The sequence below is a fragment of the Citrobacter sp. C348 genome (genome assembly GCF_047467975.1).
Classification (GTDB): domain Bacteria; phylum Pseudomonadota; class Gammaproteobacteria; order Enterobacterales; family Enterobacteriaceae; genus Citrobacter; species Citrobacter gillenii.
On record NZ_JASJUJ010000002.1, the window covers coordinates 77,955 to 103,554 of the forward strand.

24 protein-coding genes are annotated in these 25,600 nt (G+C 54.1%); 11 read left to right on the top strand and 13 right to left on the bottom strand.

The genetic code is table 11. The annotated features are described in order from the left end of the window. Positions 1-48: 48 nt before the first annotated feature. Positions 49-1,287 (top strand): enterobactin transporter EntS, encoded by a 1,239-nt coding sequence (gene entS, locus QNN86_RS04290; RefSeq protein WP_096757935.1) that lies wholly within the window; start codon positions 49-51, stop codon positions 1,285-1,287. 27 nt (positions 1,288-1,314) lie between these two features. Here the strand turns inward: entS and fepB are convergent, their stop codons facing one another. Continuing rightward, complete coding sequence (gene fepB / locus QNN86_RS04295; protein ID WP_181618867.1) at positions 1,315-2,271, bottom strand: Fe2+-enterobactin ABC transporter substrate-binding protein; 957 nt, start codon at positions 2,269-2,271, stop codon at positions 1,315-1,317. A 187-nt stretch (positions 2,272-2,458) separates the two neighbouring features. Between fepB and entC the strand changes: the two genes are divergently transcribed. The 7 genes from entC to QNN86_RS04330 all read left to right on the top strand — a co-directional run bounded on the left by entC (position 2,459) and on the right by QNN86_RS04330 (position 9,846). Further along, positions 2,459-3,634 carry an isochorismate synthase EntC gene (gene entC / locus QNN86_RS04300; RefSeq protein ID WP_414210686.1) on the top strand — a complete coding sequence of 392 codons (1,176 nt, stop codon included), beginning with the start codon at positions 2,459-2,461 and terminating at the stop codon, positions 3,632-3,634. 9 nt (positions 3,635-3,643) lie between these two features. Next, positions 3,644-5,254 carry a (2,3-dihydroxybenzoyl)adenylate synthase EntE gene (entE, locus tag QNN86_RS04305; RefSeq protein WP_182270860.1) on the top strand — a complete coding sequence of 537 codons (1,611 nt, stop codon included), beginning with the start codon at positions 3,644-3,646 and terminating at the stop codon, positions 5,252-5,254. A 12-nt stretch (positions 5,255-5,266) separates the two neighbouring features. Further along, positions 5,267-6,124: an isochorismatase gene (locus QNN86_RS04310; protein ID WP_181618870.1), complete on the top strand. Its 858-nt coding sequence runs from the start codon at positions 5,267-5,269 to the stop codon at positions 6,122-6,124. Then, complete coding sequence (gene entA / locus QNN86_RS04315; protein WP_414210687.1) at positions 6,124-6,879, top strand: 2,3-dihydro-2,3-dihydroxybenzoate dehydrogenase EntA; 756 nt, start codon at positions 6,124-6,126, stop codon at positions 6,877-6,879. Before QNN86_RS04310 ends, entA begins: the two co-directional genes overlap by 1 nt. 2 nt (positions 6,880-6,881) lie before the next feature. Continuing rightward, positions 6,882-7,295 carry a proofreading thioesterase EntH gene (gene entH / locus QNN86_RS04320; RefSeq protein ID WP_115259979.1) on the top strand — a complete coding sequence of 138 codons (414 nt, stop codon included), beginning with the start codon at positions 6,882-6,884 and terminating at the stop codon, positions 7,293-7,295. Between the two features lie 184 nt (positions 7,296-7,479). Then, on the top strand, positions 7,480-9,585 hold the full coding sequence (cstA, locus tag QNN86_RS04325; protein WP_181618872.1) for a pyruvate/proton symporter CstA: 2,106 nt from the start codon (positions 7,480-7,482) through the stop codon (positions 9,583-9,585). A gap of 63 nt (positions 9,586-9,648) precedes the next feature. Further along, complete coding sequence (locus QNN86_RS04330; protein WP_135322724.1) at positions 9,649-9,846, top strand: YbdD/YjiX family protein; 198 nt, start codon at positions 9,649-9,651, stop codon at positions 9,844-9,846. A 98-nt stretch (positions 9,847-9,944) separates the two neighbouring features. Here QNN86_RS04330 and QNN86_RS04335 read toward each other — a convergent pair whose 3' ends face one another. Beyond that, complete coding sequence (locus QNN86_RS04335; RefSeq protein WP_181618873.1) at positions 9,945-11,033, bottom strand: oxidoreductase; 1,089 nt, start codon at positions 11,031-11,033, stop codon at positions 9,945-9,947. Between the two features lie 132 nt (positions 11,034-11,165). On the opposite strand from QNN86_RS04335, the gene QNN86_RS04340 reads away from it, so the two are divergent. Beyond that, a complete protein-coding gene (locus tag QNN86_RS04340; RefSeq protein ID WP_279277131.1) occupies positions 11,166-12,326 on the top strand; it encodes a pyridoxal phosphate-dependent aminotransferase in 1,161 nt (386 codons plus the stop codon). Here the strand turns inward: QNN86_RS04340 and QNN86_RS04345 are convergent, their stop codons facing one another. The 4 genes from QNN86_RS04345 to dsbG form a co-directional block, all read right to left on the bottom strand. Then, complete coding sequence (locus tag QNN86_RS04345; protein WP_181618875.1) at positions 12,327-12,944, bottom strand: IbrB-like domain-containing protein; 618 nt, start codon at positions 12,942-12,944, stop codon at positions 12,327-12,329. Then, entirely contained in the window at positions 12,929-14,152 is a 1,224-nt protein-coding gene (locus QNN86_RS04350; RefSeq protein ID WP_414210688.1) for a phosphoadenosine phosphosulfate reductase, read from the bottom strand. Before QNN86_RS04350 ends, QNN86_RS04345 begins: the two co-directional genes overlap by 16 nt. 167 nt (positions 14,153-14,319) lie before the next feature. Continuing rightward, on the bottom strand, positions 14,320-15,225 hold the full coding sequence (gene citR / locus QNN86_RS04355) for a DNA-binding transcriptional repressor CitR (protein WP_181618877.1): 906 nt from the start codon (positions 15,223-15,225) through the stop codon (positions 14,320-14,322). 204 nt (positions 15,226-15,429) lie between these two features. Next, positions 15,430-16,176 carry a thiol:disulfide interchange protein DsbG gene (gene dsbG / locus QNN86_RS04360; RefSeq protein ID WP_414210689.1) on the bottom strand — a complete coding sequence of 249 codons (747 nt, stop codon included), beginning with the start codon at positions 16,174-16,176 and terminating at the stop codon, positions 15,430-15,432. A gap of 371 nt (positions 16,177-16,547) precedes the next feature. On the opposite strand from dsbG, the gene ahpC reads away from it, so the two are divergent. After that, positions 16,548-17,111: an alkyl hydroperoxide reductase subunit C gene (gene ahpC / locus QNN86_RS04365; protein WP_115259117.1), complete on the top strand. Its 564-nt coding sequence runs from the start codon at positions 16,548-16,550 to the stop codon at positions 17,109-17,111. 239 nt (positions 17,112-17,350) lie between these two features. Beyond that, positions 17,351-18,916 (top strand): alkyl hydroperoxide reductase subunit F, encoded by a 1,566-nt coding sequence (gene ahpF / locus QNN86_RS04370; protein ID WP_181618879.1) that lies wholly within the window; start codon positions 17,351-17,353, stop codon positions 18,914-18,916. A 126-nt stretch (positions 18,917-19,042) separates the two neighbouring features. On the opposite strand, the gene uspG is transcribed toward ahpF, so the two are convergent. From uspG to citF, 7 genes are all read right to left on the bottom strand, one after another. Continuing rightward, positions 19,043-19,471 (bottom strand): universal stress protein UspG, encoded by a 429-nt coding sequence (uspG, locus tag QNN86_RS04375; protein ID WP_181618880.1) that lies wholly within the window; start codon positions 19,469-19,471, stop codon positions 19,043-19,045. Between the two features lie 198 nt (positions 19,472-19,669). Beyond that, on the bottom strand, positions 19,670-20,080 hold the full coding sequence (gene rnk, locus QNN86_RS04380; RefSeq protein WP_003022104.1) for a nucleoside diphosphate kinase regulator: 411 nt from the start codon (positions 20,078-20,080) through the stop codon (positions 19,670-19,672). Positions 20,081-20,226: 146 nt separating this feature from the next. Further along, complete coding sequence (rna, locus tag QNN86_RS04385) at positions 20,227-21,033, bottom strand: ribonuclease I (protein ID WP_181618881.1); 807 nt, start codon at positions 21,031-21,033, stop codon at positions 20,227-20,229. 110 nt (positions 21,034-21,143) lie between these two features. Further along, positions 21,144-22,607 (bottom strand): citrate/succinate antiporter CitT, encoded by a 1,464-nt coding sequence (citT, locus tag QNN86_RS04390; protein WP_181618882.1) that lies wholly within the window; start codon positions 22,605-22,607, stop codon positions 21,144-21,146. Positions 22,608-22,630: 23 nt separating this feature from the next. After that, complete coding sequence (citG, locus tag QNN86_RS04395) at positions 22,631-23,536, bottom strand: triphosphoribosyl-dephospho-CoA synthase CitG (RefSeq protein ID WP_181618883.1); 906 nt, start codon at positions 23,534-23,536, stop codon at positions 22,631-22,633. Continuing rightward, the gene (gene citX, locus QNN86_RS04400) at positions 23,508-24,059 is read right to left on the bottom strand and encodes a citrate lyase holo-[acyl-carrier protein] synthase (RefSeq protein WP_414210690.1); all 552 of its coding nucleotides are present in this window, start codon (positions 24,057-24,059) and stop codon (positions 23,508-23,510) included. The genes citG and citX overlap by 29 nt, the downstream gene beginning before the upstream one ends. A gap of 3 nt (positions 24,060-24,062) precedes the next feature. Further along, entirely contained in the window at positions 24,063-25,595 is a 1,533-nt protein-coding gene (gene citF, locus QNN86_RS04405; protein ID WP_181618885.1) for a citrate lyase subunit alpha, read from the bottom strand. Between the last annotated feature and the right edge of the window lie 5 nt (positions 25,596-25,600).

Below are 25,600 nucleotides of genomic sequence, written 5' to 3' on the forward strand. Positions count from 1 at the left end.
GTGCAGCCATTGAATGGATATTGAAAAAGTACCTGGTAAGGCTCTGTAATGAATCGACAATCCTGGCTGCTCAATCTCAGCCTGCTAAAGACCCACCCTGCATTTCGCGCCGTTTTCCTTGCCCGTTTTATTTCCATCGTCTCTCTGGGACTACTCGGCGTGGCGGTGCCGGTACAGATCCAGATGATGACCCAGTCGACCTGGCAGGTTGGTTTGTCGGTAACGCTCACCGGCAGCGCGATGTTTATTGGCTTGATGATCGGCGGCGTGCTGGCCGACCGCTATGAGCGTAAAAAAGTGATCCTGCTGGCGCGTGGCACCTGCGGCATTGGCTTTATTGGTCTGTGTCTGAACGCGCTGCTCCCGGAACCGTCGCTGCTGGCAATTTATATCCTCGGTTTATGGGACGGCTTTTTTGCTTCATTGGGCGTTACGGCGCTGCTGGCGGCAACGCCGGCGCTGGTTGGGCGTGAGAACCTGATGCAGGCGGGGGCCATCACCATGCTGACGGTGCGCCTGGGATCGGTGATATCGCCGATGGTAGGTGGGGTACTGCTCGCCACCGGCGGCGTGGCCTGGAACTATGGTCTGGCGGCGGCAGGCACTTTTATTACCTTACTGCCGTTGTTGAGCCTTCCTGCGTTACCGCCGCCGCCCCAGCCACGTGAACACCCATTGAAATCCCTGCTGGCAGCATTTCGTTTCCTGCTTGCCAGTCCGCTGATTGGCGGCATTGCGCTGTTGGGCGGCCTGCTGACCATGGCCAGCGCTGTGCGCGTACTTTACCCGGCGCTGGCGATGAGCTGGCAGATGTCGAGCGCCCAGATTGGTCTGCTGTATGCGGCGATCCCGCTGGGTGCCGCCATCGGCGCATTGACCAGTGGGCAACTGGCGCACAGCGTGCGTCCTGGTTTGATTATGCTGACGTCGACCGTGGCGTCCTTCCTCGCGATTGGCCTGTTTGGGCTGATGCCTGTCTGGCAATTAGGCGTTGTCTGCCTGGCGCTGTTCGGCTGGCTGAGCGCGGTGAGTTCTCTGTTGCAGTACACCCTGTTACAGACGCAGACGCCGGAAGCGATGCTCGGGCGCATTAACGGTTTGTGGACCGCACAGAACGTCACCGGTGATGCCATCGGCGCAGCGCTGTTAGGTGGTTTGGGTGCGATGATGACTCCGGTCGCGTCGGCAAGCGTCAGTGGATTCGGCCTGGCAATCGTTGGTCTGTTGCTGCTGTTGCTGTTGAGTGAGGTCCGTCGTTTTCGGCAGATGCCGGTGAATGCCGGATAAGGCGTAAACCTCATCCGGCACTAAAGATTAAAACAGCGCGGAGAGGCGTTGCAGCAGCAGCGTGGCGCTGTAGTAATCCAGACGGAAGGTTTCAGTGCCCAGTGCGTAGACGCGTTTATTCTGCACGGCTGGCAGGTGTGCCAACAGCGGGTTCGCGTAAATGGCGTCGGCATCTTTGCTGTCGCCTGCAAACAGGAACAGCGCCTCGCCGTTCAGTCCGGTTGCCAGATTCTCACCGCCAAGCTGCACAATGTCGTGACGTTTGCCCTGACTCTGGCTGGTATGCAGTCCGGCAGGCAGCGGTGCCAGCGTGAAACCGAGCTGCTCCATCAGCTGGCCCTGCGCAGACTCTGGCGTCCACAGGTTGGCGCTGTGCGCGGCGGCGGTGTACACCAGCGCGCTGACCGGCTGTGGCGGCAGGGTAATGCGCTGCTTAACCACCTGCAGCTGCTTATCAAACTCGGCAATGCGTGCCGCCGCCTGTTGTTCATGCCCGGTGATCTCACCTAACTGCGCCAGCAACGACTGCCAGCTTTTGTCGTCGTAATTAATAATAAGCGTGGGGGCAATGGTGGACAGCTGATCGTACAGGGCGAGGGCAGAATCACCGCCGGTGGCGCTGATCAGAATCAGGTCCGGCATTTGTGCGGCAACGGCCTCGGCGCTCGGTTCGCCAATATACAGACGGCTCAGCTTGCGGGCTTTTGCCACCTCGCTCCACTGGCGTAAAAAACCCTGTGCGTCGCCGATGCGGTTATTCGGCGTGGTGGCCCCGCTGGCGATAATCGGCGCATCAATGGCCAGCAGCGACCCGGTCAGCGTCACGCTGGTGGAGACAATGCGCTGTGGCTTCTGTTCCAGTGTATGAGTCCCACGGCTGTCGGTGACCTGACGCGGCCAGTCAGCCGCATGGCTTAAAGAAATTCCTGAAAGAGACAGCCCAACCAATAAGAGCGCCGTTCGGTAAAACGCAGGGAGTCGCACGAATAAGTTTCCTGTTATCAATGTAGTTAATGCTTCTCATTTTCATTGTTAGCGAGCAGGGATGCAAGCCTAAGTCGCACATTGTGTGACGGCAAGAGTTGACATACCGGCGCTTTGCTTTTAGGTTAGCGACCGAAAATATAAATGATAATCATTATTAAAACCTTTATCATTTTTGGAGGATGATATGGATACGTCACTGGCCGAGGAAATACCGCAGACTATGGCAACACTCGCTCCCGACAGTTTTTTCTTTATGTCGCCGTACCGTAGCTTTACGACGTCAGGATGCTTTGCCCGCTATGCGGAACCGGCAGTTGATGGGGATTCACCGGACAGCCCGTTCCAGCAAAAAATGCACGCCCTGTTTGCCGATGCCAAATCGCAGGGTATCGCTAATCCCATAATGGTTGGGGCCATCCCCTTTGATACCCGCCAGCCATCGTCGCTGTTTATCCCCCGGTCCTGGCAGAGCTTCTCCCGCACGGCGAAGCAACAATCGTCGCGCTACTTTACCGCGCATCAGTCGCTGAGCGTCGTGGAACGTAAAGCGATTCCTGAACAGGACGTATTTGAACACATGGTCGCCCAGGCGGCGGCCCGGACCGCCACCCCGGAAGTGGACAAAGTGGTGTTGTCGCGGCTGATCGATATCACCGCCGACGCCAACATTGACAGCGGTGCGCTGCTGGAGCGTCTGGTGGCGCAAAATCCGGCAAGTTATAACTTCCATGTGCCGATCGAAGATGGCGGCGTATTGATCGGCGCCAGTCCGGAGTTGCTGTTACGTAAAGACGGTAACCATTTTAGCTCGCTGCCGTTGGCTGGCTCTGCGCGACGCCAGCCGGATGACGTGCTGGACAGAGAAGCCGGGATCCGCCTGCTGGCCTCTGAGAAAGACCGCCATGAACACGATCTCGTGACGCAGGCTATGAAAACGGTACTGCGCGATCGCAGTCGTGAACTGCAACTGCCGTCTTCTCCTCAACTGGTCACCACGCCCACGCTCTGGCATCTCGGTACGCCATTTGAAGGTCAAGCTAACGCGCAAGAAAACGCCCTGACGCTGGCCTGCCTGCTGCACCCGACGCCCGCGCTGAGCGGTTTTCCACATCATGTTGCGCAGAAACTGATTGCCGAGCTGGAGCCGTTCGAGCGCGAACTGTTTGGCGGCATTGTCGGCTGGTGTGATGCGCAGGGCAACGGCGAGTGGGTGGTGACGATTCGCTGCGCGAAGCTGTTGCGTAATCAGGTGCGTTTCTTCGCCGGTGCCGGCATTGTGCCAGCCTCTTCCCCGGTTGCCGAATGGCGCGAAACGGGCGCCAAGCTTTCGACCATGTTGAATGTTTTTGGACTGCATTAAGGAGTGATGATGCGTATTCCTTTTACCCGTTGGCCGGAAGAATTTGCCCGCCGTTACCGTGAAAAAGGCTACTGGCAGGATCTGCCGCTGACCGACATTCTGACCCGTCATGCCGACAGTGACCATACGGCGGTGATTGATGGAGCGCGGCATCTGAGCTACCGCCAGCTTAACCAGGCAGCGGACAATCTTGCCAGCAGCCTGCGTCGTCAGGGCATTAAACCCGGTGAAACCGCGCTGGTGCAGTTGGGCAACGTGGCGGAGCTGTATATCACCTTCTTTGCGCTGCTCAAGCTGGGCGTGGCTCCCGTTTTTGGGTTGTACAGCCATCAACGCACTGAGCTCAACGCCTACGCGACGCAAATCAAACCGGCGCTGCTGATTGCTGACCGCGCACATGCGCTGTTTGCTGCGGATGACTTCCTGAACGCATTTGTAAGTGAACACAGCTCGCTACGCGTGGTGCTGCTGCTCAATGACGAGGGTGAACACAACCTGCAACATGCGATAAGCCAGCCTGCTCACGATTTTACCGCCACGCCATCGCCTGCTGATGAAGTGGCCTATTTCCAGCTTTCCGGTGGCACCACCGGCACTCCGAAGCTGATCCCGCGTACCCATAACGATTACTACTACAGCGTGCGGCGCAGCAACGAGATTTGCCATTTCACCGAAGAAACGCGCTACCTGTGCGCAATCCCGGCCGCGCATAACTACGCCATGAGCTCACCTGGCGCGTTGGGCGTGTTCCTTGCCGGTGGAACCGTGGTGCTGGCGACGGACCCGAGCGCCACGCTGTGCTTCCCGCTGATTGAGAAGCATCAGGTTAACGTCACGGCGCTGGTTCCCCCGGCGGTAAGCCTGTGGCTGCAGGCGATTGCAGAATGGGGCAGTCATGCGCAACTGGCATCGCTGAAACTGTTGCAGGTCGGTGGGGCACGGCTTTCTGCTTCGCTTGCCGCCCGTATTCCGGCAGAGATCGGCTGTCAGTTACAGCAGGTATTCGGTATGGCGGAAGGGCTGGTGAACTACACCCACCTGGACGACAGTCCTGAGCGCATCATCAATACCCAGGGACGCCCGATGTGCCCGGATGACGAGGTTTGGGTGGCCGATGCTGACGGTAATCCTTTGCCGCAGGGTGAGACCGGACGGCTAATGACGCGCGGGCCGTACACCTTCCGCGGCTATTTCAACAGCCCTGAACACAACGCCAGCGCTTTTGATGCCAACGGGTTCTACTGCTCAGGTGACCTGATCGCCATCGATCAAGATGGCTACATCACCGTACAAGGGCGCGAGAAGGATCAGATCAACCGGGGCGGGGAGAAGATCGCCGCCGAAGAGATAGAAAACCTGTTACTGCGCCACCCGGCGGTGGTTCATGCGGCGCTGGTCAGCGTGGACGATGAGTTGATGGGCGAGAAAAGCTGCGCTTGTCTGGTGGTGAAAGAACCACTGCGCGCAGTTCAGGTGCGTCGTTTCCTGCGTGAGCAGGGCGTGGCGGAGTTCAAATTACCGGACCGCGTCGAGTGCGTGGCGTCGCTGCCGCTGACCCCGGTCGGGAAAGTGGATAAAAAACAATTACGTCAGTGGCTGGCATCACGTTCACTGGCCTGAAGGAGAAAAGAGATGGCAATTCCTAAACTGCAGGCTTATGCGCTGCCCACCGCGCTTGATGTTCCCGACAATAAAGTTGACTGGGCGTTTGAACCCGAGCGTGCTGCGCTGCTGATCCACGACATGCAGGACTATTTTATCGGTTTTTGGGGCGATAACTGCCCGATGATGGAGCAGGTAGTGGCCAATATCGCCGCGCTGCGCCAGTACTGCAAAGCGCATAACATTCCGGTCTATTACACTGCCCAGCCGAAAGATCAAAGCGATGAAGACCGTGCCCTGTTGAACGATATGTGGGGACCGGGGCTGACGCGCTCGCCGGAACAGCAGAAGATTGTCGACGCGCTGGCCCCGGACGAAGCGGATACAATCCTGGTGAAATGGCGCTACAGCGCGTTTCATCGCTCCCCGCTGGAACAGATGCTGAAAGAAACTGGGCGTAATCAGCTGATTATTACCGGCGTCTACGCGCATATTGGCTGTATGACCACCGCAACCGACGCGTTCATGCGCGACATTAAGCCGTTTATGGTGGCCGATGCGTTGGCTGACTTTAGCCGCGATGAACACCTGATGTCGCTGAAATATGTTGCCGGACGCTCTGGGCGGGTGGTGATGACGCAGGAACTCTTGCCAACGCCGGTGCCTGCCAGTAAAGAGGCGCTACGCAGCGTTATTCTGCCGTTGCTGGATGAATCCGATGAGCCGCTGGATGACGAAAATCTGATCGACTACGGTCTGGATTCGGTACGGATGATGGCGCTGGCTGCCCGCTGGCGTAAAGTGCATGGCGATATCGACTTCGTGATGCTGGCGAAAAATCCGACCATTGACGCCTGGTGGAAACTGCTTTCCCGCGAGGTGAAGTAATGGTTGGGTTTGATTTCACAGGCAAAACCGTCTGGGTTACCGGCGCAGGAAAAGGCATTGGTTACACCACGGCGCTGGCGTTTGTTGACGCGGGTGCGCGGGTGACTGGCTTCGATCTGGCGTTTGACGGTGAAGCTTATCCGTTTGCCACCGAGGTAATGAATGTGGAGGATGCACCGCAGGTGGCGCAGGTGTGCGAGCGCTTGCTGGCGAACACCGGGCGGCTGGATGTGCTGGTCAACGCCGCCGGGATTTTACGTATGGGGCCAACCGACGCGCTGAGCGTTGAGGACTGGCAGCAGACCTTCGCCGTCAATGTGGGCGGCGCGTTCAATCTGTTTCAGCACACCATGGCGCAGTTTCGCCGCCAGCAGGGCGGGGCGATAGTCACCGTTGCATCGGATGCGGCACATACGCCACGCATCGGTATGAGCGCTTACGGCGCGTCAAAAGCCGCGCTTAAAAGCCTGGCATTGACCGTCGGTCTGGAACTGGCTACGAGTGGCGTGCGCTGTAATGTAGTTTCGCCGGGGTCGACCGACACCGATATGCAACGTACGCTGTGGGTCAGTGACGACGCCGAACAGCAGCGTATTCGCGGGTTTGGCGAGCAGTTTAAGCTTGGCATTCCGTTGGGTAAGATTGCTCGTCCGCAGGAAATCGCCAACACTGTCTTATTCCTCGCCTCCGATCTGGCCAGCCATATCACCTTGCAGGATATCGTGGTGGACGGCGGCTCGACGCTGGGAGCGTAATGATGATCTGGAAACGACACCTCACGCTCGATGAACTCAATGCCACCAGCCAGAACACGTTGGTGGCGCATTTAGGCGTGGTCTATACCCGGCTGGGCGATGACGTGTTGGAAGCTGAAATGCCGGTGGACCATCGTACCCATCAGCCGTTTGGTCTGCTACACGGTGGCGCGTCGGCGGCACTGGCGGAAACGCTGGGATCGATGGCCGGCTACATGATGACCCGCGATGGACAATGTGTGGTTGGTACGGAACTCAATGCTACCCACCATCGTGCGGTATCGCAGGGAAAAGTGCGCGGCGTTTGTCAGCCGCTACATCTCGGGCGGCAGAACCAAAGCTGGGAGATCGTGATTTTTGATGAGCAAGGACGGCGCTGCTGTACCTGTCGCTTAGGCACGGCGGTGATGGGGTGACATTGCCGACATCGTAAAATGAAATTGCAGGCTTAACAGGTAAATGAAGTGATCTAGTTAACAATGCAATGTAAATAGTCAGTAGAGTCTCGGGTTTATGTAGTTGTCAGGTTGTTAAATTCAGGAAAGGTGTTATAGAAACAAAATGTAACATCTTTCTGGATCACGCAAACGGACAACAACCATGAATAAATCAGGGAAATACCTTCTCTGGACATTGCTCTCCGTTATCGGAGCATTTGCCCTGGGATATATTGCGTTAAACCGTGGTGAACAGATCAACGCGCTGTGGATTGTGGTGGCGTCGGTCTGTGTCTATCTTATTGCCTACCGTTTTTATGGCCTGTACATCGCGAAAAATGTGCTGGCACTGGACCCGACGCGTATGACGCCAGCCGTGCGGCATAACGACGGCCTGGATTACGTTCCTACCGATAAAAAAGTATTGTTTGGTCACCACTTTGCGGCGATTGCCGGAGCGGGTCCGTTAGTCGGACCGGTGCTGGCAGCGCAAATGGGCTACCTGCCGGGCATGATCTGGCTACTGGCCGGGGTGGTGCTGGCGGGCGCGGTGCAGGACTTTATGGTGCTGTTTGTCTCCACCCGTCGCGATGGCCGTTCCCTGGGCGAACTGGTGAAAGAAGAGATGGGCCCGACGGCGGGTGTGATTGCGCTGGTGGCCTGTTTTATGATCATGGTGATTATCCTCGCGGTGCTGGCGATGATCGTCGTGAAAGCACTGACCCACAGCCCGTGGGGAACCTACACCGTAGCGTTCACTATCCCGCTGGCGATCTTTATGGGTATTTACCTGCGCTACCTGCGTCCGGGTCGCATTGGCGAAGTGTCGATTATCGGCCTGGTGTTCCTGGTGTTTGCCATTATTTCCGGCGGCTGGGTGGCTGAAAGCCCAACCTGGGCACCGTACTTTGACTTTACCGGCGTACAGCTGACCTGGATGCTGGTGGGTTATGGCTTCGTGGCCGCCGTGCTGCCGGTGTGGCTGCTGCTGGCACCGCGTGACTACCTGTCTACCTTCCTGAAGATTGGTACCATTGTCGGCCTGGCGGTGGGCATTCTGATCATGCGTCCAACGCTGACCATGCCTGCGCTGACCAAATTCGTTGACGGTACCGGTCCGGTGTGGACGGGCAACCTGTTCCCATTCCTGTTTATAACCATTGCCTGCGGGGCGGTTTCTGGCTTCCACGCGCTGATTGCATCCGGCACCACGCCGAAGATGCTGGCGAATGAAGGGCAGGCTTGTTTTATCGGCTACGGCGGGATGCTGATGGAGTCCTTTGTCGCCATCATGGCGCTGGTCTCTGCGTGTATCATCGATCCGGGCGTGTACTTTGCGATGAACAGCCCAATGGCGGTGCTGGCACCTGCGGGCACGGTGGATGTGGTCGCTTCTGCGGCGCAGGTGGTCAGTAGCTGGGGCTTTGCCATTACCCCGGATACCCTGCATCAAATCGCTAACGAAGTGGGCGAGCAATCCATTATTTCTCGTGCGGGCGGGGCGCCTACGCTGGCGGTAGGGATGGCGTACATTCTGCACGGTGCGCTGGGCGGCATGATGGATGTGTCGTTCTGGTATCACTTCGCTATTCTGTTCGAAGCCCTGTTTATTCTGACCGCGGTCGATGCCGGTACGCGTGCTGCACGCTTTATGTTGCAGGATCTGTTGGGCGTGGTGTCACCAGGCCTGAAGCGTACTGATTCACTGCCTGCGAACCTGTTGGCAACGGCGCTGTGCGTGCTGGCCTGGGGTTACTTCCTGCACCAGGGCGTGGTGGATCCATTAGGCGGTATCAATACCCTGTGGCCGCTGTTTGGTATCGCCAACCAGATGCTGGCTGGCATGGCGCTGATGCTGTGTGCGGTGGTACTGTTCAAGATGAAACGTCAGCGCTACGCATGGGTGGCGCTGGTGCCAACCGCCTGGCTGCTGATTTGTACCCTGACAGCGGGCTGGCAGAAAGCGTTTAGCCCGGATACCAAAATCGGCTTCCTGGCGATCGCCAACAAGTTCCAGGCGATGATCGACAGCGGTAACATTCCGGCGCAATACACCCAGTCGCAGCTTTCGCAACTGGTGTTTAACAACCGTCTGGATGCCGGACTGACCATCTTCTTTATGGTGGTAGTGGTGGTCCTGGGTCTGTTCGCCATTAAAACGGCGCTGGCCGCGCTGAAAGAGGACAAACCGACGTCGAAAGAAACGCCGTACGAGCCGATGCCGGAGAATGTCGAAGAGATCGTGGCGCAGGCGAAAGGCGCGCACTAAGATTCTCTTAACCCACAAGCCCTCTCCGTAGCGGGGAGGGCGTTTGTACAGCAGGGAATGACTATGTTTGAAACACTCGCAAAAGCCGGGAAGTATTTAGGGCAAACCGCCCGCCTGATGATTGGCGTGCCGGATTACGACAACTATGTTGAGCATATGCGCATCACCCACCCGGACCAGACGCCAATGACCTACGAAGAATTCTTCCGTGAGCGTCAGGATGCGCGCTATGGGGGCAAAGGCGGAGCGAAGTGTTGTTGATTTTTTTGCCGGATGGCGCTGGCGCTTATCCGGCCTACAACACCGCATTGGCGTAGGCCTGATAAGGCGCAGCCGCCATCAGGCAACCCACATCACACTCACACCGTAAACGACTCCACCTTCTCAAACGCCGCGCGCAGGGTTTCTGGCGTTAACGTGACCGGCAGTGCGTGAATGGATTCCACCGGGCGCAGCGTGTGCGCAATCACCTTATCGATCTCAGCACGGTTATTGATATCCACGTCTAACTGGGCCAGCCGGGTGGGCAAATTGAAACGCTGGTAGGCTGAGGTGAGTTGAGCCAGCACATCGTCTTGCCCCAGCAGCGCACTTTGCACCAGGATGCCGTAGGCCACTTTGGTACCGTGTAAAAACTTCTCTGTTTGTGGAAGCACCGTCAGGCCGTTATGCACTGAATGTGCCGCCGCCACGCGGGTGTAACGCTCACCCAGACCGCCCACCATGCCGCCGCCGGCAATGATGGCATCCACCACATCACAAAACGCCTGACTGAGTTTCCCCTGCTTTTTATCAGCCAGCGCCTGTTCGCTGCTTTCCAGCAGCACGTCGCGAATGGCCAGCGCGCCGTTGATCCCCAGACGCACGGTCAACGGCAACGTTTCGGGCTGCGGCGCCAGCACGACCGCTTCGTACCACTTCGCCAGCGTGTCGCCGATGCCCGCCAGTAAGTATTCCTCTGGCGCATTGAGGATTATCTGCGGCTCCACCAGCACCAGAAAGTTGGCATCGTTGAAAATTTCAAAATGCAGCGCCTGACCGGCATCGTTGTACCACACCGAGAGCGGCGTCCAGGCCGCGCAGGTCGCGGCAATGGTGGGGATCGCCACGAAAGGCAAATCGAGACGACGGGCCAGCGCTTTGGCGGTGTCGAGTAATGCGCCGCCGCCCACGCCAATCACCACGCTGCGGTGATCACCGGCATCTTCTGCCAGTTGCTGAACGTCTGTTTCGCTGCAATGACCGGTAAATAACAGGTGCTTTGCCCCGTCATAATTAAATGCGTCAGGCAGATAGGGACGGGCAGCGGCGATAGCACGCTCGCCATACACCCAGACGGCGCGCGACAGTATGTCGTCGGTGAAGAAATCATGCAGTCTGGACAGGCTGCCGGTATGGGAAAAGTAATTGGCCGGGCCGACGACGACGCGAATTTCGCTCTGACTCATGTTGTGTTGTCCTTTTGGCTGTCCTGTCCACGCAGGTTATTTTTATATGGACGTCTAAACGTCTTGATTGCCAAATACTAACATCGTGTTATAGTGGCTTCAACCACAACATCACACGTCAGGATAACAATAATGAGTAATAACTCGCTGATTGTGCAAAGCAAACTCCCCAATTTAGGCACTACCATATTCTCGCAAATGAGCGCCCTGGCGCAGGAACATCAGGCGATTAACCTGTCGCAGGGATTCCCGGATTTTGACGGCCCACACTATCTGCAAGAACGCCTGGCGTACCATGTAGCGCAAGGGGCGAACCAATATGCACCTATGACGGGTGTGCCGTCGCTGCGTGAAGCCATCGCCGACAAAACCGCCGAGTTATACAGCTATAAACCGGATGCTGACAGTGAGGTTACGGTGACGGCGGGAGCGACGGAAGCATTGTATTCGGCGATTACGGCCTTAGTGCGACCCGGCGATGAGGTGATTTGTTTTGACCCGAGCTATGACAGCTATGCGCCTGCGGTGGCATTATCCGGCGGCGTGGTGAAACGTATTGCGCTGCAACCGCCGTCATTTGGTGTGGACTGGCAGGAATTTGCCGCGTTACTTAGCGACCGCACCCGTCTAGTGATCCTCAATACGCCGCATAACCCCTCTGCTACCGTCTGGCATCACGCTGATTTTGAAGCATTATGGCAGGTGATTAAAGAGCGCGAGATTTTTGTCATCAGTGACGAAGTCTATGAACACATCTGCTTTGCCGCGCAAGGGCATGCCAGCGTGCTGGCGCATCCGCAGCTACGGGAACGCGCTGTTGCCGTTTCATCTTTCGGCAAAACGTATCATATGACCGGCTGGAAAGTCGGGTACTGTGTGGCGCCAAAAGCGATCAGCGTCGAATTACGTAAGGTACACCAGTATTTGACCTTCTCGGTCAATACGCCAGCGCAGTTGGCACTGGCGGATATGCTGCGGGCCGATCCAACGCATTACCGCGACCTGCCCGCGTTTTATCAGCGAAAACGTGATGTGCTGGTGAACGCGCTCCGTGACAGTCGTTTGGACATTTTGCCCGGCGAAGGGACGTATTTTTTGCTGATCGATTACAGTGCCGTCTCGGATCTCGATGATGTGGCGTTTTGTCAGTGGCTGACCACTGAAGTGGGCGTGGCGGCAATCCCGCTGTCGGTGTTCTGCGCCGATCCCTTCCCGCACAAGCTGATTCGCCTGTGTTTTGCCAAGCAGGAGTCGACGCTGTTGGCGGCGGCTGAACGTCTGGTTACGCTGTAGTTACTTCACCGTCCAGGCTTTAGAAAATCGGCGGTCGGCAAACAATTCTTGCAGACCGTTGATTTGCTTGAGACGTAATACCTCATCACTGTCCATCCCGAGGTCTTTACCGATTTTTTCTTCACTCCAGCCGAGGAGTGATAATTCACGGACAATTTCAGACATGGCGTGGATTTGATGCCGTCCGCGAGCACGGTTGTGACGAATCGTTGCCGCCATGCGTTCATGGCGTTCACGCTGCAAGCAGGTGATGGGTAAATAACCTTTTAGTCGGGATCTCAGCGAGGGTTTGCTTTTGCCTAATTCATGTCGATGAAAACCATCAATGATTTCATATTCTTCTTCCGTTGAGTGAACCACAACGATAGGTTGGGTAAATCCATCTGCCTCGATGGATTTCAGCAGCAGTCTTTTCTCCGGCGGTGCCACGTTATTAGGGTTGTAGTCGTTAGGCGTAATATGATTACCTTCGACCCATAACACACAATCTACCGGCTCTTCGCGAAAAGGACTGACGCTGTGGATGGCTATTCTGAATTCATTTATAGCCTCAATTTTCTCTTTTTCTGACAACCCGGAAAGAAAATTAAGGAGTTCTTGGGTTAATCGCTGTTGCATAAAATCCCCCATTCCTGACGTTTTGTTTTCATGCGTTCGTTATAGCGTTGGTAGCTTTTTGACTTTGTTGGACTAAAAGAAAGCGCCCGACACCAGTAATCATTATTCAGCAGGACTTTGCAGATTCGCCGCCATGAGGGGATATCTTTAGACCCAATATCACCGTCCTGAGTTTGCGGAATATCGCTCATCCCTTTTTTCTTATACCACTGAATATAAACGGCGATTTTGTTGCGATAATGCTCTGCAGTTTGTTCTGGCATGCTGTTTAATAGCAGCATGGCATACTCTTGCCAGCTTAAATGTTCAGGTTTTAATATTTTCCGGTGTCCGTAAAAATGGTTGTCATGACCGGCATAAATTCCCCCGCTTTTAACGCCGCTCACGCGGGCACACATGGCAGCCCAGCGTTCGGGTTCAATAACGTGATACAACCAGAGCCCCTGACGCTGTTCCGGGCCGAAGGGTTCGCAAATACGCATATAGCGCGTAGGAACCCCGGCCTGGTACATCAGGTTATACAAGGGATTACACGGCTGCTTTGTTTTTGCAAACCAGGTCCAGATATCGGCCGTTTTCCAGTCATAGATGGGATAAATATACCAGGTATGGCCTCCGGGCGCGGCGGTGGTCCAGGGTTTATCATCGGCAAACCGCTGCTTATGTGAATTGGCAATCGCGACAAAGCGATTATATGACTCGTCGGCACGGATCCCGACCAGCATTGCGGCCGGCCGCTTTTCTGAAAACCAGTCAGCGAACTCGCGAACGAATTGTTCAAAGGTCATTCCGGTCTGATAGAAATGGAAGAACTCGGGATCGGTAATGGCATCTGCTGGCGGTTGGCGAACCCATTGCGTATTCGGCTCCCAGCACTGCCATTCCGGCTGAAATTGCGAGAGTGAATTTTGCGTGGTTAACGGCAAGGCGACCCAATAAAACCGTTCAATAACGTCGGAGTAATGTTCGCGCAATGCCTGCACATACTCGATAGTGCAGGAAAACTGGGCCTCCCAGTCGATAAATAATACGTGAATTTTTTTATGCTTCTGACGGGCCAGTGTGGCCGTCAGATGCAACATCACCCCTGAATCTTTGCCACCTGATAATGAAACACAAATGCGCGGCAGCGTTTCCAGCGTCCACGTAATGCGCTCCTGAGCGGCTTCAAGTACATTTTTACTTAGCGGTATTTTATAAACAGACATATCAAGCTCTGGTCGTAAATTTATTATTTTTATACATAATAAATGGTTGCAATAAGATATGCTAATTTACGTGTCATGCAACTTTTTTAAATATATTTACTTGATGTATGTGTTGTTTTAATTCATATAGTAAATGTAATGTATTCAAAAAAATCAATAATGTTGATTTATTCACTTTTTGGTGTGATTTTTTTTATAAATTCAGCAAAAACGCTGTTGTTGAGGGATGCGCGATTATACATTAAAAAAAGCTCAACTGAGGGGGGGGTAATACCGATATCGATCTCTTTTAAATTAAAAATAGGTGCGTAGAGCTCAAAGATTACCCTGGGGATAATACCGATAATATCCGTGTTAGAAATAACGTTAGTAATTGAAATGAGGGAGTCACTGCTAAAACCAATGTTGCGATTGACCAAAAACTGGTTGGTTTTTGACTGAAACTCTTTTATACCCTGCTCTTCAGAGAGAAACAAAGTAAACTGTTCTTCCTGTATTTGTTGATGCGTACTTGAATCATTTATTCTAGGATGGTTGCTACTGCAAACCAATACGCTCTCAATAGTTTTGAACGGGGTGCTGATAATGGAACGATTGCGCACAGGTACAACAGTAACGACAAGATCTGCTTTGCGGTAGGCCAATATGTTTTCAGCCGTTTCTGCTGACATTAATATATCATGATGCTCAATTTCGACAGATGAATCTTCTCTGAGATAATGAATTAATTCATTTATATTATAACCGGTGACAAGTTGTGGACAGTAAATGATAAATTTCTTTTTCAGGCTGGAACTATGCATGATATTTATCGTTTGTTCCAGATGGTTAAGATTTTGCTCAAGATGACGATGTAGGTTAACCCCGGTTACCGTAGGCGTGATCCCTTTCCCGGAGCGGATAAACAGAGGGTCATTAAACTGTGAGCGCAGTCTTTGCAATGACTGGCTCACCGCTGACGGCGTGATAAACAGCGTTTCGGCGGCCTTACTGATGCTCAAATGTTGATAAATACACTCAAAAATAACCAACAGGTTAAGGTCAAATTTCTTGAGATCATAGAGGTTAGCCATATGTGTATTCTCATTATTATTCAATGTGTAAATATTTAATTTTGAAATGTTTTAATTGCAATTTATGTCATCTAAGCATGGTTTATGAGCTTAATACATAATTAACTTAAACTAACGTATCACAGTCAGTGTTAATTTGACGAACGAAAAATGTGTCATGAGTGATCGAAATGAGAACGATAACAATCACTCATGATGTTAGTTTTAGTTGTTACCCATTATAACGGCCAGTTTTTCCTTATCCGGCAGCCCGACGGCCTGTTGTAATGTATTGTCTTTGCTCATGTAGTAGATTGCCGGGGTGACGTTAGCCCCCAGGTCGTCCATCAATTTTTGGTTGATATTCAACGCCTTCATTTGCTCGGAAGGTGGCGTCTCTGGCATTTTCAGCGTGAGTTTACCGGCAGAGGCCTCATAGTCATGCCATGTTTTAGCCGGATCTTTGTCGGCCAGAATTGCTGCGGCGGTTGCCGGACTCTCGGGCTTGATTACGCCGACCAACAATGTCCGGAGTTGTACTTTTCCTGAATCAACCCATGGACGTGCCTGTTGCCAAAATTGTTTGCAATACGGGCAGAAGGGATCGGCGAAAACATAGACAATAACCGGCGCGTCTTTTTTCCCGTCCAGAATCCACGACGCTTTTTCCATGCGCTGCCACATTTCACGGCCTGCAGGTGCATAGATTTCTTTTTCTATCAATGCATTACTGAGGTTTTCGCCTTTTTCATTATACATGTAGCCGGAAATGGCATGTTTCCCGTCAGGCGTGACATAGATAGTCACTCCCATATCCTGGTATTTTCCCAGGTAACCTTTTATTCCACCTGGCGCGTCAAACGGCTTGAGGATGGTAATGCCCTGTTTTTCGATGGCTTTTACCGGGGCAGGGAGTTCTTCGGCGTGCACGACGGCAGGGAGCAAAGCGAAGAGTAATGTACGTTTAAACATTGATTTTCCTTATAAAATCAAAAGGAAAGGGGGCTTAATTGCAAAACCTATCACAGCCATAGGTAAGACCGACGGTCTGTCGATTGCCCTTTCTTGAGTGGGGTGATGTAATCCCAATCGCTGTTACAACCTTTGTTAAGGTAATGTAGAGCGCAACACTTAGCCAGTCCGCTGGCACTGACGTTATCTGCGGGTAACTCGGGTAATGGGCTCCCTGCAAAGGGGGCCTTTTTACTTTTTGCTACGGTTTCACAACATTTTGTTGAGTCGGTTGTTAGTTAACGCTTATTGATTTGATAAAGGAAACGCATTAGCCCTGATGAAAGATTTTCGTTAACTTATCCCTCAACGAAAACACGGAGGAAGTACAGATGTCTTTGATTAATACCAAAATTAAACCTTTCAAAAACCAGGCGTTCAAAAACGGTGAATTCATTGAAGTTACCGAGAAAGATATCGAAGGTCGTTGGAGTGTCTTCTTCTTCTACCCGGCTGATTTTACGTTTGTATGCCCGACTGAACTGGGTGATGTGGCTGACCATTACGAAGAACTGCAGAAGCTGGGCGTAGACGTTTACTCTGTCTCTACCGATACCCACTTTACGCACAAAGCCTGGCACAGCAGCTCTGATACCATCGCCAAAATCAAATATGCAATGATCGGTGACCCAACTGGCGCCCTGACCCGTAACTTCGACAACATGCGTGAAGATGAAGGTCTGGCTGACCGCGCAACGTTCGTTGTTGACCCGCAGGGTATCATCCAGGCGATCGAAGTTACCGCTGAAGGTATCGGCCGTGATGCATCTGACCTGCTGCGTAAAATCAAAGCCGCGCAGTATGTTGCTTCTCACCCTGGCGAAGTGTGCCCGGCGAAGTGGAAAGAGGGTGAAGCCACTCTGGCTCCATCTCTGGACCTGGTCGGTAAAATCTAAAATTCGCTACGCCTTTCGCGCTACAGGTGCGTTGGCTACGCTTAATCACCCCGGTCACTTACTTATGTAAGCTCCCGGGGATTCATAAGCTTGCCGCCTGCCTGTAACACGAAATTCTTGCGAATTAATCCTTAAGCGGGTGCGTCGCGCCCGTTTTATTCCAACACCATGATGCAAACGTATTCAGACTGCCTGAACGAGGCCGCTTGCATGATGATGTTTTCAGAGAGGGAAGAACAATGCTCGACACAAATATGAAAACCCAGCTCAGGGCTTACCTTGAGAAACTGACCAAACCTGTTGAGCTGATTGCTACGCTGGATGACAGCGCGAAATCGGCAGAAATCAAGGAACTGCTGGCTGAAATTGCTGAACTGTCAGATAAAGTGACCTTTAAAGAAGACAACACGCTGGCAGTACGTAAGCCATCATTCCTGATCACCAATCCGGGCTCTCATCAGGGGCCGCGTTTTGCCGGGTCACCTCTGGGTCACGAGTTTACGTCGCTGGTTCTGGCGCTGCTGTGGACCGGCGGTCATCCGTCAAAAGAAGCACAGTCTCTGCTGGAGCAGATCCGCGACCTCGACAGCGATATTGAGTTTGAAACCTATTATTCACTGTCCTGCCACAACTGCCCGGACGTGGTGCAGGCGCTGAACCTGATGTCGGTGCTGAATCCGCGTATCAAGCATACGGCGATTGATGGCGGTACTTTCCAGAATGAGATTACCGATCGCAACGTGATGGGTGTTCCGGCCGTGTATATGAACGGCAAAGAGTTTGGTCAGGGGCGTATGACGCTGACGGAAATCGTCGCTAAAGTCGATACCGGTGCTGAGAAGCGCGCGGCAGAAGAGCTGAATAAACGTGATGCCTATGATGTGCTGATCGTCGGTTCGGGGCCTGCAGGGGCGGCGGCGGCAGTGTATTCCGCACGTAAAGGTATTCGTACCGGCCTGATGGGTGAACGTTTTGGCGGTCAGGTGCTGGATACCGTTGATATCGAAAACTATATTTCGGTACCGAAAACCGAAGGTCAGAAACTGGCAGGTGCGCTGAAAGCACACGTTGATGATTATGATGTTGATGTGATTGATAGCCAGAGCGCCAGCAAGCTGGTTCCTGCTGCGCAGGAAGGGGGCTTGCATCAGATTGAAACGGCCTCCGGCGCGGTGCTAAAAGCACGCAGCATTATTATTGCCACCGGTGCCAAATGGCGCAACATGAACGTGCCGGGCGAAGACAAGTATCGGACCAAAGGCGTAACCTATTGCCCGCACTGTGATGGTCCGCTGTTTAAAGGTAAGCGCGTGGCGGTGATTGGCGGCGGTAACTCAGGTGTTGAAGCGGCTATCGATCTGGCGGGTATCGTTGAACATGTGACGCTGCTCGAGTTTGCTCCGGAAATGAAGGCCGATCAGGTGCTGCAAAATAAACTGCGCAGCCTGAAAAACGTCGACATCATTCTGAATGCGCAAACTACTGAAGTGAAGGGCGACGGTAGTAAAGTGACCGGTCTGGAATACCGCGATCGCGTCAGCGGCGACGTCCACAATGTGGAACTGGCGGGTATTTTTGTGCAGATTGGCCTGCTGCCAAACACCAACTGGCTGGAAGGTGCCGTTGAGCGTAATCGCATGGGCGAAATCATTATTGATGCCAAATGTGAAACCAGCGTGAAAGGGGTTTTCGCTGCGGGTGACTGTACCACCGTGCCGTACAAACAGATAATCATAGCTACCGGCGAAGGTGCAAAAGCGTCACTGAGCGCCTTTGATTACCTGATTCGCTCCACCGTACAATAAGAAAGTAAGACTCACCTGCAAAAGAAGGAAAATGCCTGAGGTCGCAAACGCGTTTCAGGCTTACCGATTCGATGAAATAACATCGATGCGGAATAAAAAGGGGCTACCGAAAGGTAGCCCCTTTTTTTAACGAACGACCAGCACCGGCAGGGTGGCGTGGCGGACTACGCTGGAGGCGTTAGAACCCAGCAGATGGGTGCTGATTGATGGGTTGCGCGATCCAATGACCACCACATCGGCGTTCAGCTCTTCGCCCAACTCGTTGACTACATCACGTACGCTACCAAAGCGAACGTGCTGTTTGATGCGAGAAGGATTAATACTGAAGTGACCGACCATCGTTTGCAGGCGGGTTTCCGCTTCGTGCTGCAGATGTTCCTCAAAACGGCGAACGTCAGCAGCAAAACGATGCAGGCTCAGGCTGGCGGAGCCAGGAAGCACATGCAGAAGATGGATAATCCCATTTTCCTGTGCCAGAAATTCTGCATGGCGAACAGCCTTGTCGCTCAGTTCCATTTCGAATACATCAACAGGCATTATGATTGTGTTGTACATAAACATTCTCCTTGTCATTACATGAACACATAACAGCATAGTATTAAAAATGATTCTGTCAGTCACGACACAGATTTATGTTTTGCGAGCGGGAAAGGGAAAGCAGCAATAATGTCAATGAGGGGCGGGGATTTCATCGGAAAGAGGATGCGTAAGCATCCCCTGTAAGATAAAGCGAGTAGCTTTGCTATAACAGAGTTAGCGCAGGTAGTCGCCCGCAGCTTCAGGCTGGTACTCAAGTTCGATGACTTCAAGATGGGTTGATGTACCACCTGGCAGTTCCCAGTGGATCGTGTCGCCAACGCGCAGACCCAGAAGGGCAGCACCTACCGGGGCCATCACCGACAGTTGAGTACTGCTGTCGGTCATCGTGGCCGGATACACCAGGGTACGCACTCGGACTTCACCATCGCTCAGATTGCGGAATTTCACGCGGCTGTTCATGGTGACGACATCGTGCGGCATGGTTTCTGGAGAACACATTTGGGCGCGATCCAGCTCGGCGTTTAAGGCGTCAGCAATCGGTAAACCCGCAAACGCAGGTTGCTCCAACAGGCGGTCAATGCGCTCAGCATCGAGGTCGTTAATGATGATAGTTGGTCTGGACATTTATTACTCCATGTCGTCGATACTGCGGGTGCGCAGGTAAATAATCCCAAAAGAAAACCCTCACCGTCAGGCGGCAAGGGTTTAGCTTTTATGATGATACTGAGACTTACCCCAGGTTTGAAGTGATTTAGTTCACATTCAGGGAATCAATAACCGACTTTATCGAGGATAAACTGCTTACCGCAGTTTCCAGGGTGCGCTTGCGGCAGGAACGAGGCTGCGGAAAGCGGGTCGTTGATGCTGGCTGCCTTGAGCGTAAACTGGATTTCGGTCAGGTAGGCCGGATTTCCATGACAACTTAATTTCACTGCCTTCACGCTCTCCTTACCCCAGGTTTTCGCGACCGCGGCGTCAAACGCGTTGCGATTGACCATTTTTCCGTAATTAGCGGCGATAAATTTACCGAGTTCGGTGTTTTTTATCTCGCCATTCATGCGCACCATGGTGCCGAAGTATGCGTCAGGGTCGAAACCAAAGCAGGCCCCGTGCTTGGCGTATTCATAGCGTTCGAGGCAGGACTTTCCGCCGGCACCGGGCATCACTGCACTCAGTTTGGCGGCGCTTTCCAGCGACAGACCGGTTTCTGGCGCGGCGCATTTGCGACTGGTGCGGGCTTCCGGCAGGTTTGGAATGGGGCGCGTTGCGCAGCCAAAGCGCATCCACCGACGATTATCCACGCCGCGGGCGGCAATCGATTTTGGCAGGCCAGGCCACAGACCGTGAACGGTCAGGAAATCTGCTTTATTTGCGGTTTCTTTTTGCAGGCGGCATTCGTCGGGTTCCTGACGATTACGTTCGTGTTGGCTCTGACAAAAACCTGTTTGCCAGGAGAGCGCCAGCACATAGCGGTCAAAATCGCCGTACTGTTTTGCCTGAAGTGGTTCGGCCTGGGCCGCAGAAACTGGCAGCAGAAGCGTCGCCAGCAAAGAGCAATAACGCCATGTCGATGTCATGATGAATTCGGATACTTATATAATTTCTGAATGTCATCTATTAAATCATAAAAAATGCCGCTCAGGTTTAGCTGACCGGCATCGTTTTCGTTACGGACTAAGAAGTACGATTAGCTCCACATTGCCAGAATTGGCCAGCCGACCAGCAGAAGCATTGAGATGTAGATGACACCGAAGATAGCACCCAAACGCCAGTAGTCTTTGGATTTCACATAACCACAGCCGTAAATGATCACGCCAGGGCCGGTGGCATACGGCGTCAGACAGCCCATGATACCGATGGACAGCACCAGCAGAATACACAGATGCTCCATTGGCACGCCTGGGATCCCTTTACCGACCGCCAGAATCACCGGCAGCATGGTCGCGGTATGCGCAGACAAGCTGGCGAAGAGGTAGTGGGCAAAGTAGAACACCAGCACCAGCACAATAACGGTCGCGTTAGGCGAGAAGCCTTCCAGGTGCGAGCTCATGGTGTTGGCAAACCAGTCGATGAAACCAGAACGGGTTAAGCCGTTGGCCATTACCACCAGCGTCGCGAGGTTGACCAGGGTGTTCCATGCGCTGTTATAGCGGGTAATGTCTTTCCACGGAACCACGTGCAGCGCCAGCATCAGAGAAACTGCCAGCAGACCGACCGCGGTGGCATCAATCACCTTGCCGCCGAATACCCACAGGCCCAGGCTCAGCAGCACCAGACCGATCAGGGTCATCTCTTTACGGGTTAGTTTACCCATGGTTTTCAGTTCGTCACCGGCCCATGCGGCAACTTCGGCACTGTGGGTGACTTCGGGTTTGTACAGAACGTAGGACAACCACGGTGCAACGATCAGCAAAATAATACCGACCGGCAGGAAGCTGAGGAACCATTGCAGCCAGCTGATTTGAATACCGGCAATTTTGTTAACGAATTCCAGACCCAGTACGTTTGGCGCAGCGCCGGTAACGAACATGGAGGAGCTCAGGCTGGTACTGATCACCATCATCCACATCAGATAACCGCCGATACGGCGAGCTGACGGATCGTTCGGGAATGATTTAAACAGCGGTGGCAGGTTCTTGATAACCGGGAATACGGTACCACCGGTACGCGCGGTGTTAGACGGTGTAAACGGCGCCAGCAGGATGTCGATAATCACAATCGCATAGCCCAGTGTCAGGGTACGTTTCCCCATGAATTTCACCAGGAACAGTGCGATACGACGACCCAGACCGGTGACTTCGTAACCCAGTGCGAAAATAAACGCACCGAACACCAGCCACACGGTGGTGCTGGAGAAGCCCGCCAGACCCCATTTCAGCGCCTGCTTGCCGGCGTGAAAGGTGGGATCAGCCAGTTCTTTGGCATCAAACAGCAGGTAGTTGCTGCCGATAACACAAATAGTCACGGCGATAAAACTGATCGCTGTTGCCGGGATTGGCTCGAGGATCATACCGACGATCATGGCCACAAACACGGCAAAGTAGTGCCAGGCCTGAGGGGGCATTCCATCAGGGACGGGGATAAGAAACATGACACCCATGACGACCAGCGGGGCCAGTAACTTCCATATACTATCTTTTGATAAAGACATGAATGATTCTCCGGAAAGGATCTTTAATGGTGATAATGATGAACTTGCGAAATCTGAGCTAAGAACCAGGTAACGATCAGCAGATCGGCGCAGCCTCCAGGGCTGAGGTTGCGTTCAATACACTGTTGGTCGAACTGGCGCAGGTAATCGAGATCGGCGGGGGTACGAATTCCCCCTTGCTGCAATAATGTGGCGGATTGCTGCTGTAGCCAGCGCAACCCCTTAGCGCCACCGCGGGAAGCCACGTTGGTATCGCCGTTGATAGACATCAGCAGCAGTAAGGTGTCGAGCAATGCCAGTTCAGGATCGCGACCCTGAGCCAGCAACATGCGGTAGTGCGGTAAAGCGTGGTGGATCACTAACGGATAGCCTGCTTCTGCTTCGCCGCGAGCACCGGTTAATCCCAGTTGTTGATACAGACGTTGGCCAGCCGTGAGTTGTTGATTGTTCTGGCGCAGTTCGCGCTCGGTCAGGCCGCGGCAAAAGGTTGCCACCGTAGAGCAAAGGGTTTCAGGTGTGACGGTCTGGTGAAGCTGGTGCAGGCGACCAATGGCGGCACACAACAGTCCCAATGAAAAGATACTGCCTTTATGGGTGTTCACCCCGGCAGTGGCGCGAAACATCTCGGCCTCGCAGGCCATCCCCACCGGGCGCAGTCCTTTCAGCACATCTTCAGGCGCCAGTTGCGCACTGAAGGCGCCGTATTCGACAAAGCGCGGCAGCCAGACTTGAATTGCCTCAGCGCTGCGGTGGAAGTCGTCCAGCGCCATGTCTTTGTGTGCGCCGCTGTTAATACGATCCACCAGACCGGGTTTTGGCGACAGGTTGACTTCCGTCAGCATGGCGCGCCACGCGAGCGTCGCGTAGGCTTCGGGCAGATCCTGAGGGAGGACTGTTGAGTCAGTCGATGTTGCGGGAATCGGCATCATGCAGCAGTTCCTCCATGCGAATAAGTAAGTCGGAAAGCGCGTGGGTTTTACCCCGCGCGCAGTCGGCAGCGCTTTGCTCGCACAGCAGGCAGCGGCGGGCAGGGAGCGCGAAATGACGGCGGGACAGAATTTCCCCTTCCGGGGTCAGGACATCGAGGTCCCATAACCGTCCCAGCGGATGTGAATGCTCAAGCTCAATGGTGGCGAGTTTGAGGTCATGCGCCGGGGCCTCAATAGACAACAGACCTTCCGGCCCGCTGGCAGAAACCCGCGCGGATTGCTCCCTGACCATCCAGCCTGATTTTTCCGCCAGCGTGAGCAGGGCGGTCATGCCGTGATTAAAAATGCGACGCGTTAATTCGCTGTCTTTAATCGGGCCCGGCGCGACCACGGTAAAAGAGACCAGTGGCGCGCAGTGGCAGGTGAGCCAGGCATGCTGCCGTGCTTGTCTCTCATCGCGGCTGGCGAGCAGTTCGGGAATAGAAACCGCGTGGCAGGTGGCATGTTCAAGGAGCAGGTGCATGGTTTATTCCTTCACCTGATGCACAACGTCAATCACCGAACCGTCGCGGTAACGCACAACGGCAATCACACGGTCGGTGAATTCTATGGCGCGTGGCTGGCCGGTAAGCTGCTGTGCACGCTCGCGCAGCCAGTCGATGGAGACCACTTTCATCCCTGCTTCCTGCAGACGTTCAGCCAGTTCAGGACGTGCAGGGTTGACGGCGATACCGTGGTCAGTGACCAGAATGTCAACGCTGGAGCCTGGGGTGACGCAGGTCAGGACGTTATCAACCAGCGTTGGGATGCGGCCGCGAACTAATGGGGCGACGATGATCGACAGCGCAGCACCGACGGCAGTATCGCAGTGGCCACCGGATGCGCCGCGCAGTACGCCGTCGGAGCCGGTCAGTACGTTGACGTTGAAGTGGGTATCCACTTCCAGCGCGCTCAGCACCACGACATCCAGACGGTCAACCGATGCGCCTTTTGAGCCCCAGTTAGCGTACTGGTTGGCACTGATCTCAATGTGGTTCGGGTTGCGGGCCAGGGATTTCGCAGCAGCGCTGTCGAAACTCTGTACGTCCAGCAGTTTGCGGATTAAGCCTTTTTCATGCAGGTCAACGATGGTGGCGGTGATGCCGCCCAGTGCGAAGTCGGCGCGAATGTCGCGGCTGCGCATTTTGTCTTCCAGGAAGCGGGTCACGGCCAGCGAAGCGCCACCGGTACCGGTCTGCAATGAGAAGCCTTCGTTAAAGTAGCCGGAGTTTGCAATCACCTCTGCCGCACTGCGGGCAATCAGCAGTTCACGCGGGTTGGTGGTCATACGGGTTGCATCGGCGCCGATCTTGTCGGCATCACCGACCTGCTCGATCTGCACGATCAGATCCACCTGATCCTGGGTGATACTGGCCGGGTTATGCGGGTAGCTCAGCAGTTGTTCAGTCAGCAGTACCACCTGTTTGGCGTTATCGGCATCGACGCGGGCGTAGCCGAGTGAGCCGCAGCAGGCTTTACCGGTGTAGCCGTTAGCATTACCAAATTGGTCGCAAGACGGTACGCCGAGGAAGGCGACGTCAATGCTTAACTCACCGCTTTGCACCAGGTGTACGCGACCACCGTGAGAGTGAACCTGTACGGGTTCAGCCAGCAGGCCGCGGGAAATCTCTTCTGCCAGCGGGCCACGCAGACCGGAAGTATAAATGCGGCTGACGACGCCCTGACGAATGTGTTCAACCAGCGGAGCGTGACAGTCGCTCAGGGAGCTGGAGGCCAGCGTCAGGTTTTTAAAGCCCATGGCGGCAATGGCGTCCATCACCAGGTTAATCGTCAGGTCGCCACCGCGGAAAGCGTGGTGGAAAGAGATGGTCATTCCATCCTGTAAACCTGAACGGCGAATAGCGTCTTCCAGGTTAGCGCACAGTTTTTTGTCGCGGGGTTTCTGCGCCTGTAACGCGACTTTTGCGCTGCTGTGGAAAGCGGAAAGGTCGCTTTCAGCATGACGGCTCCAGGTCGCCACGCGATCCTGTCGTTGAGACTGTTCGATTTTCTGCGTCATTTTTT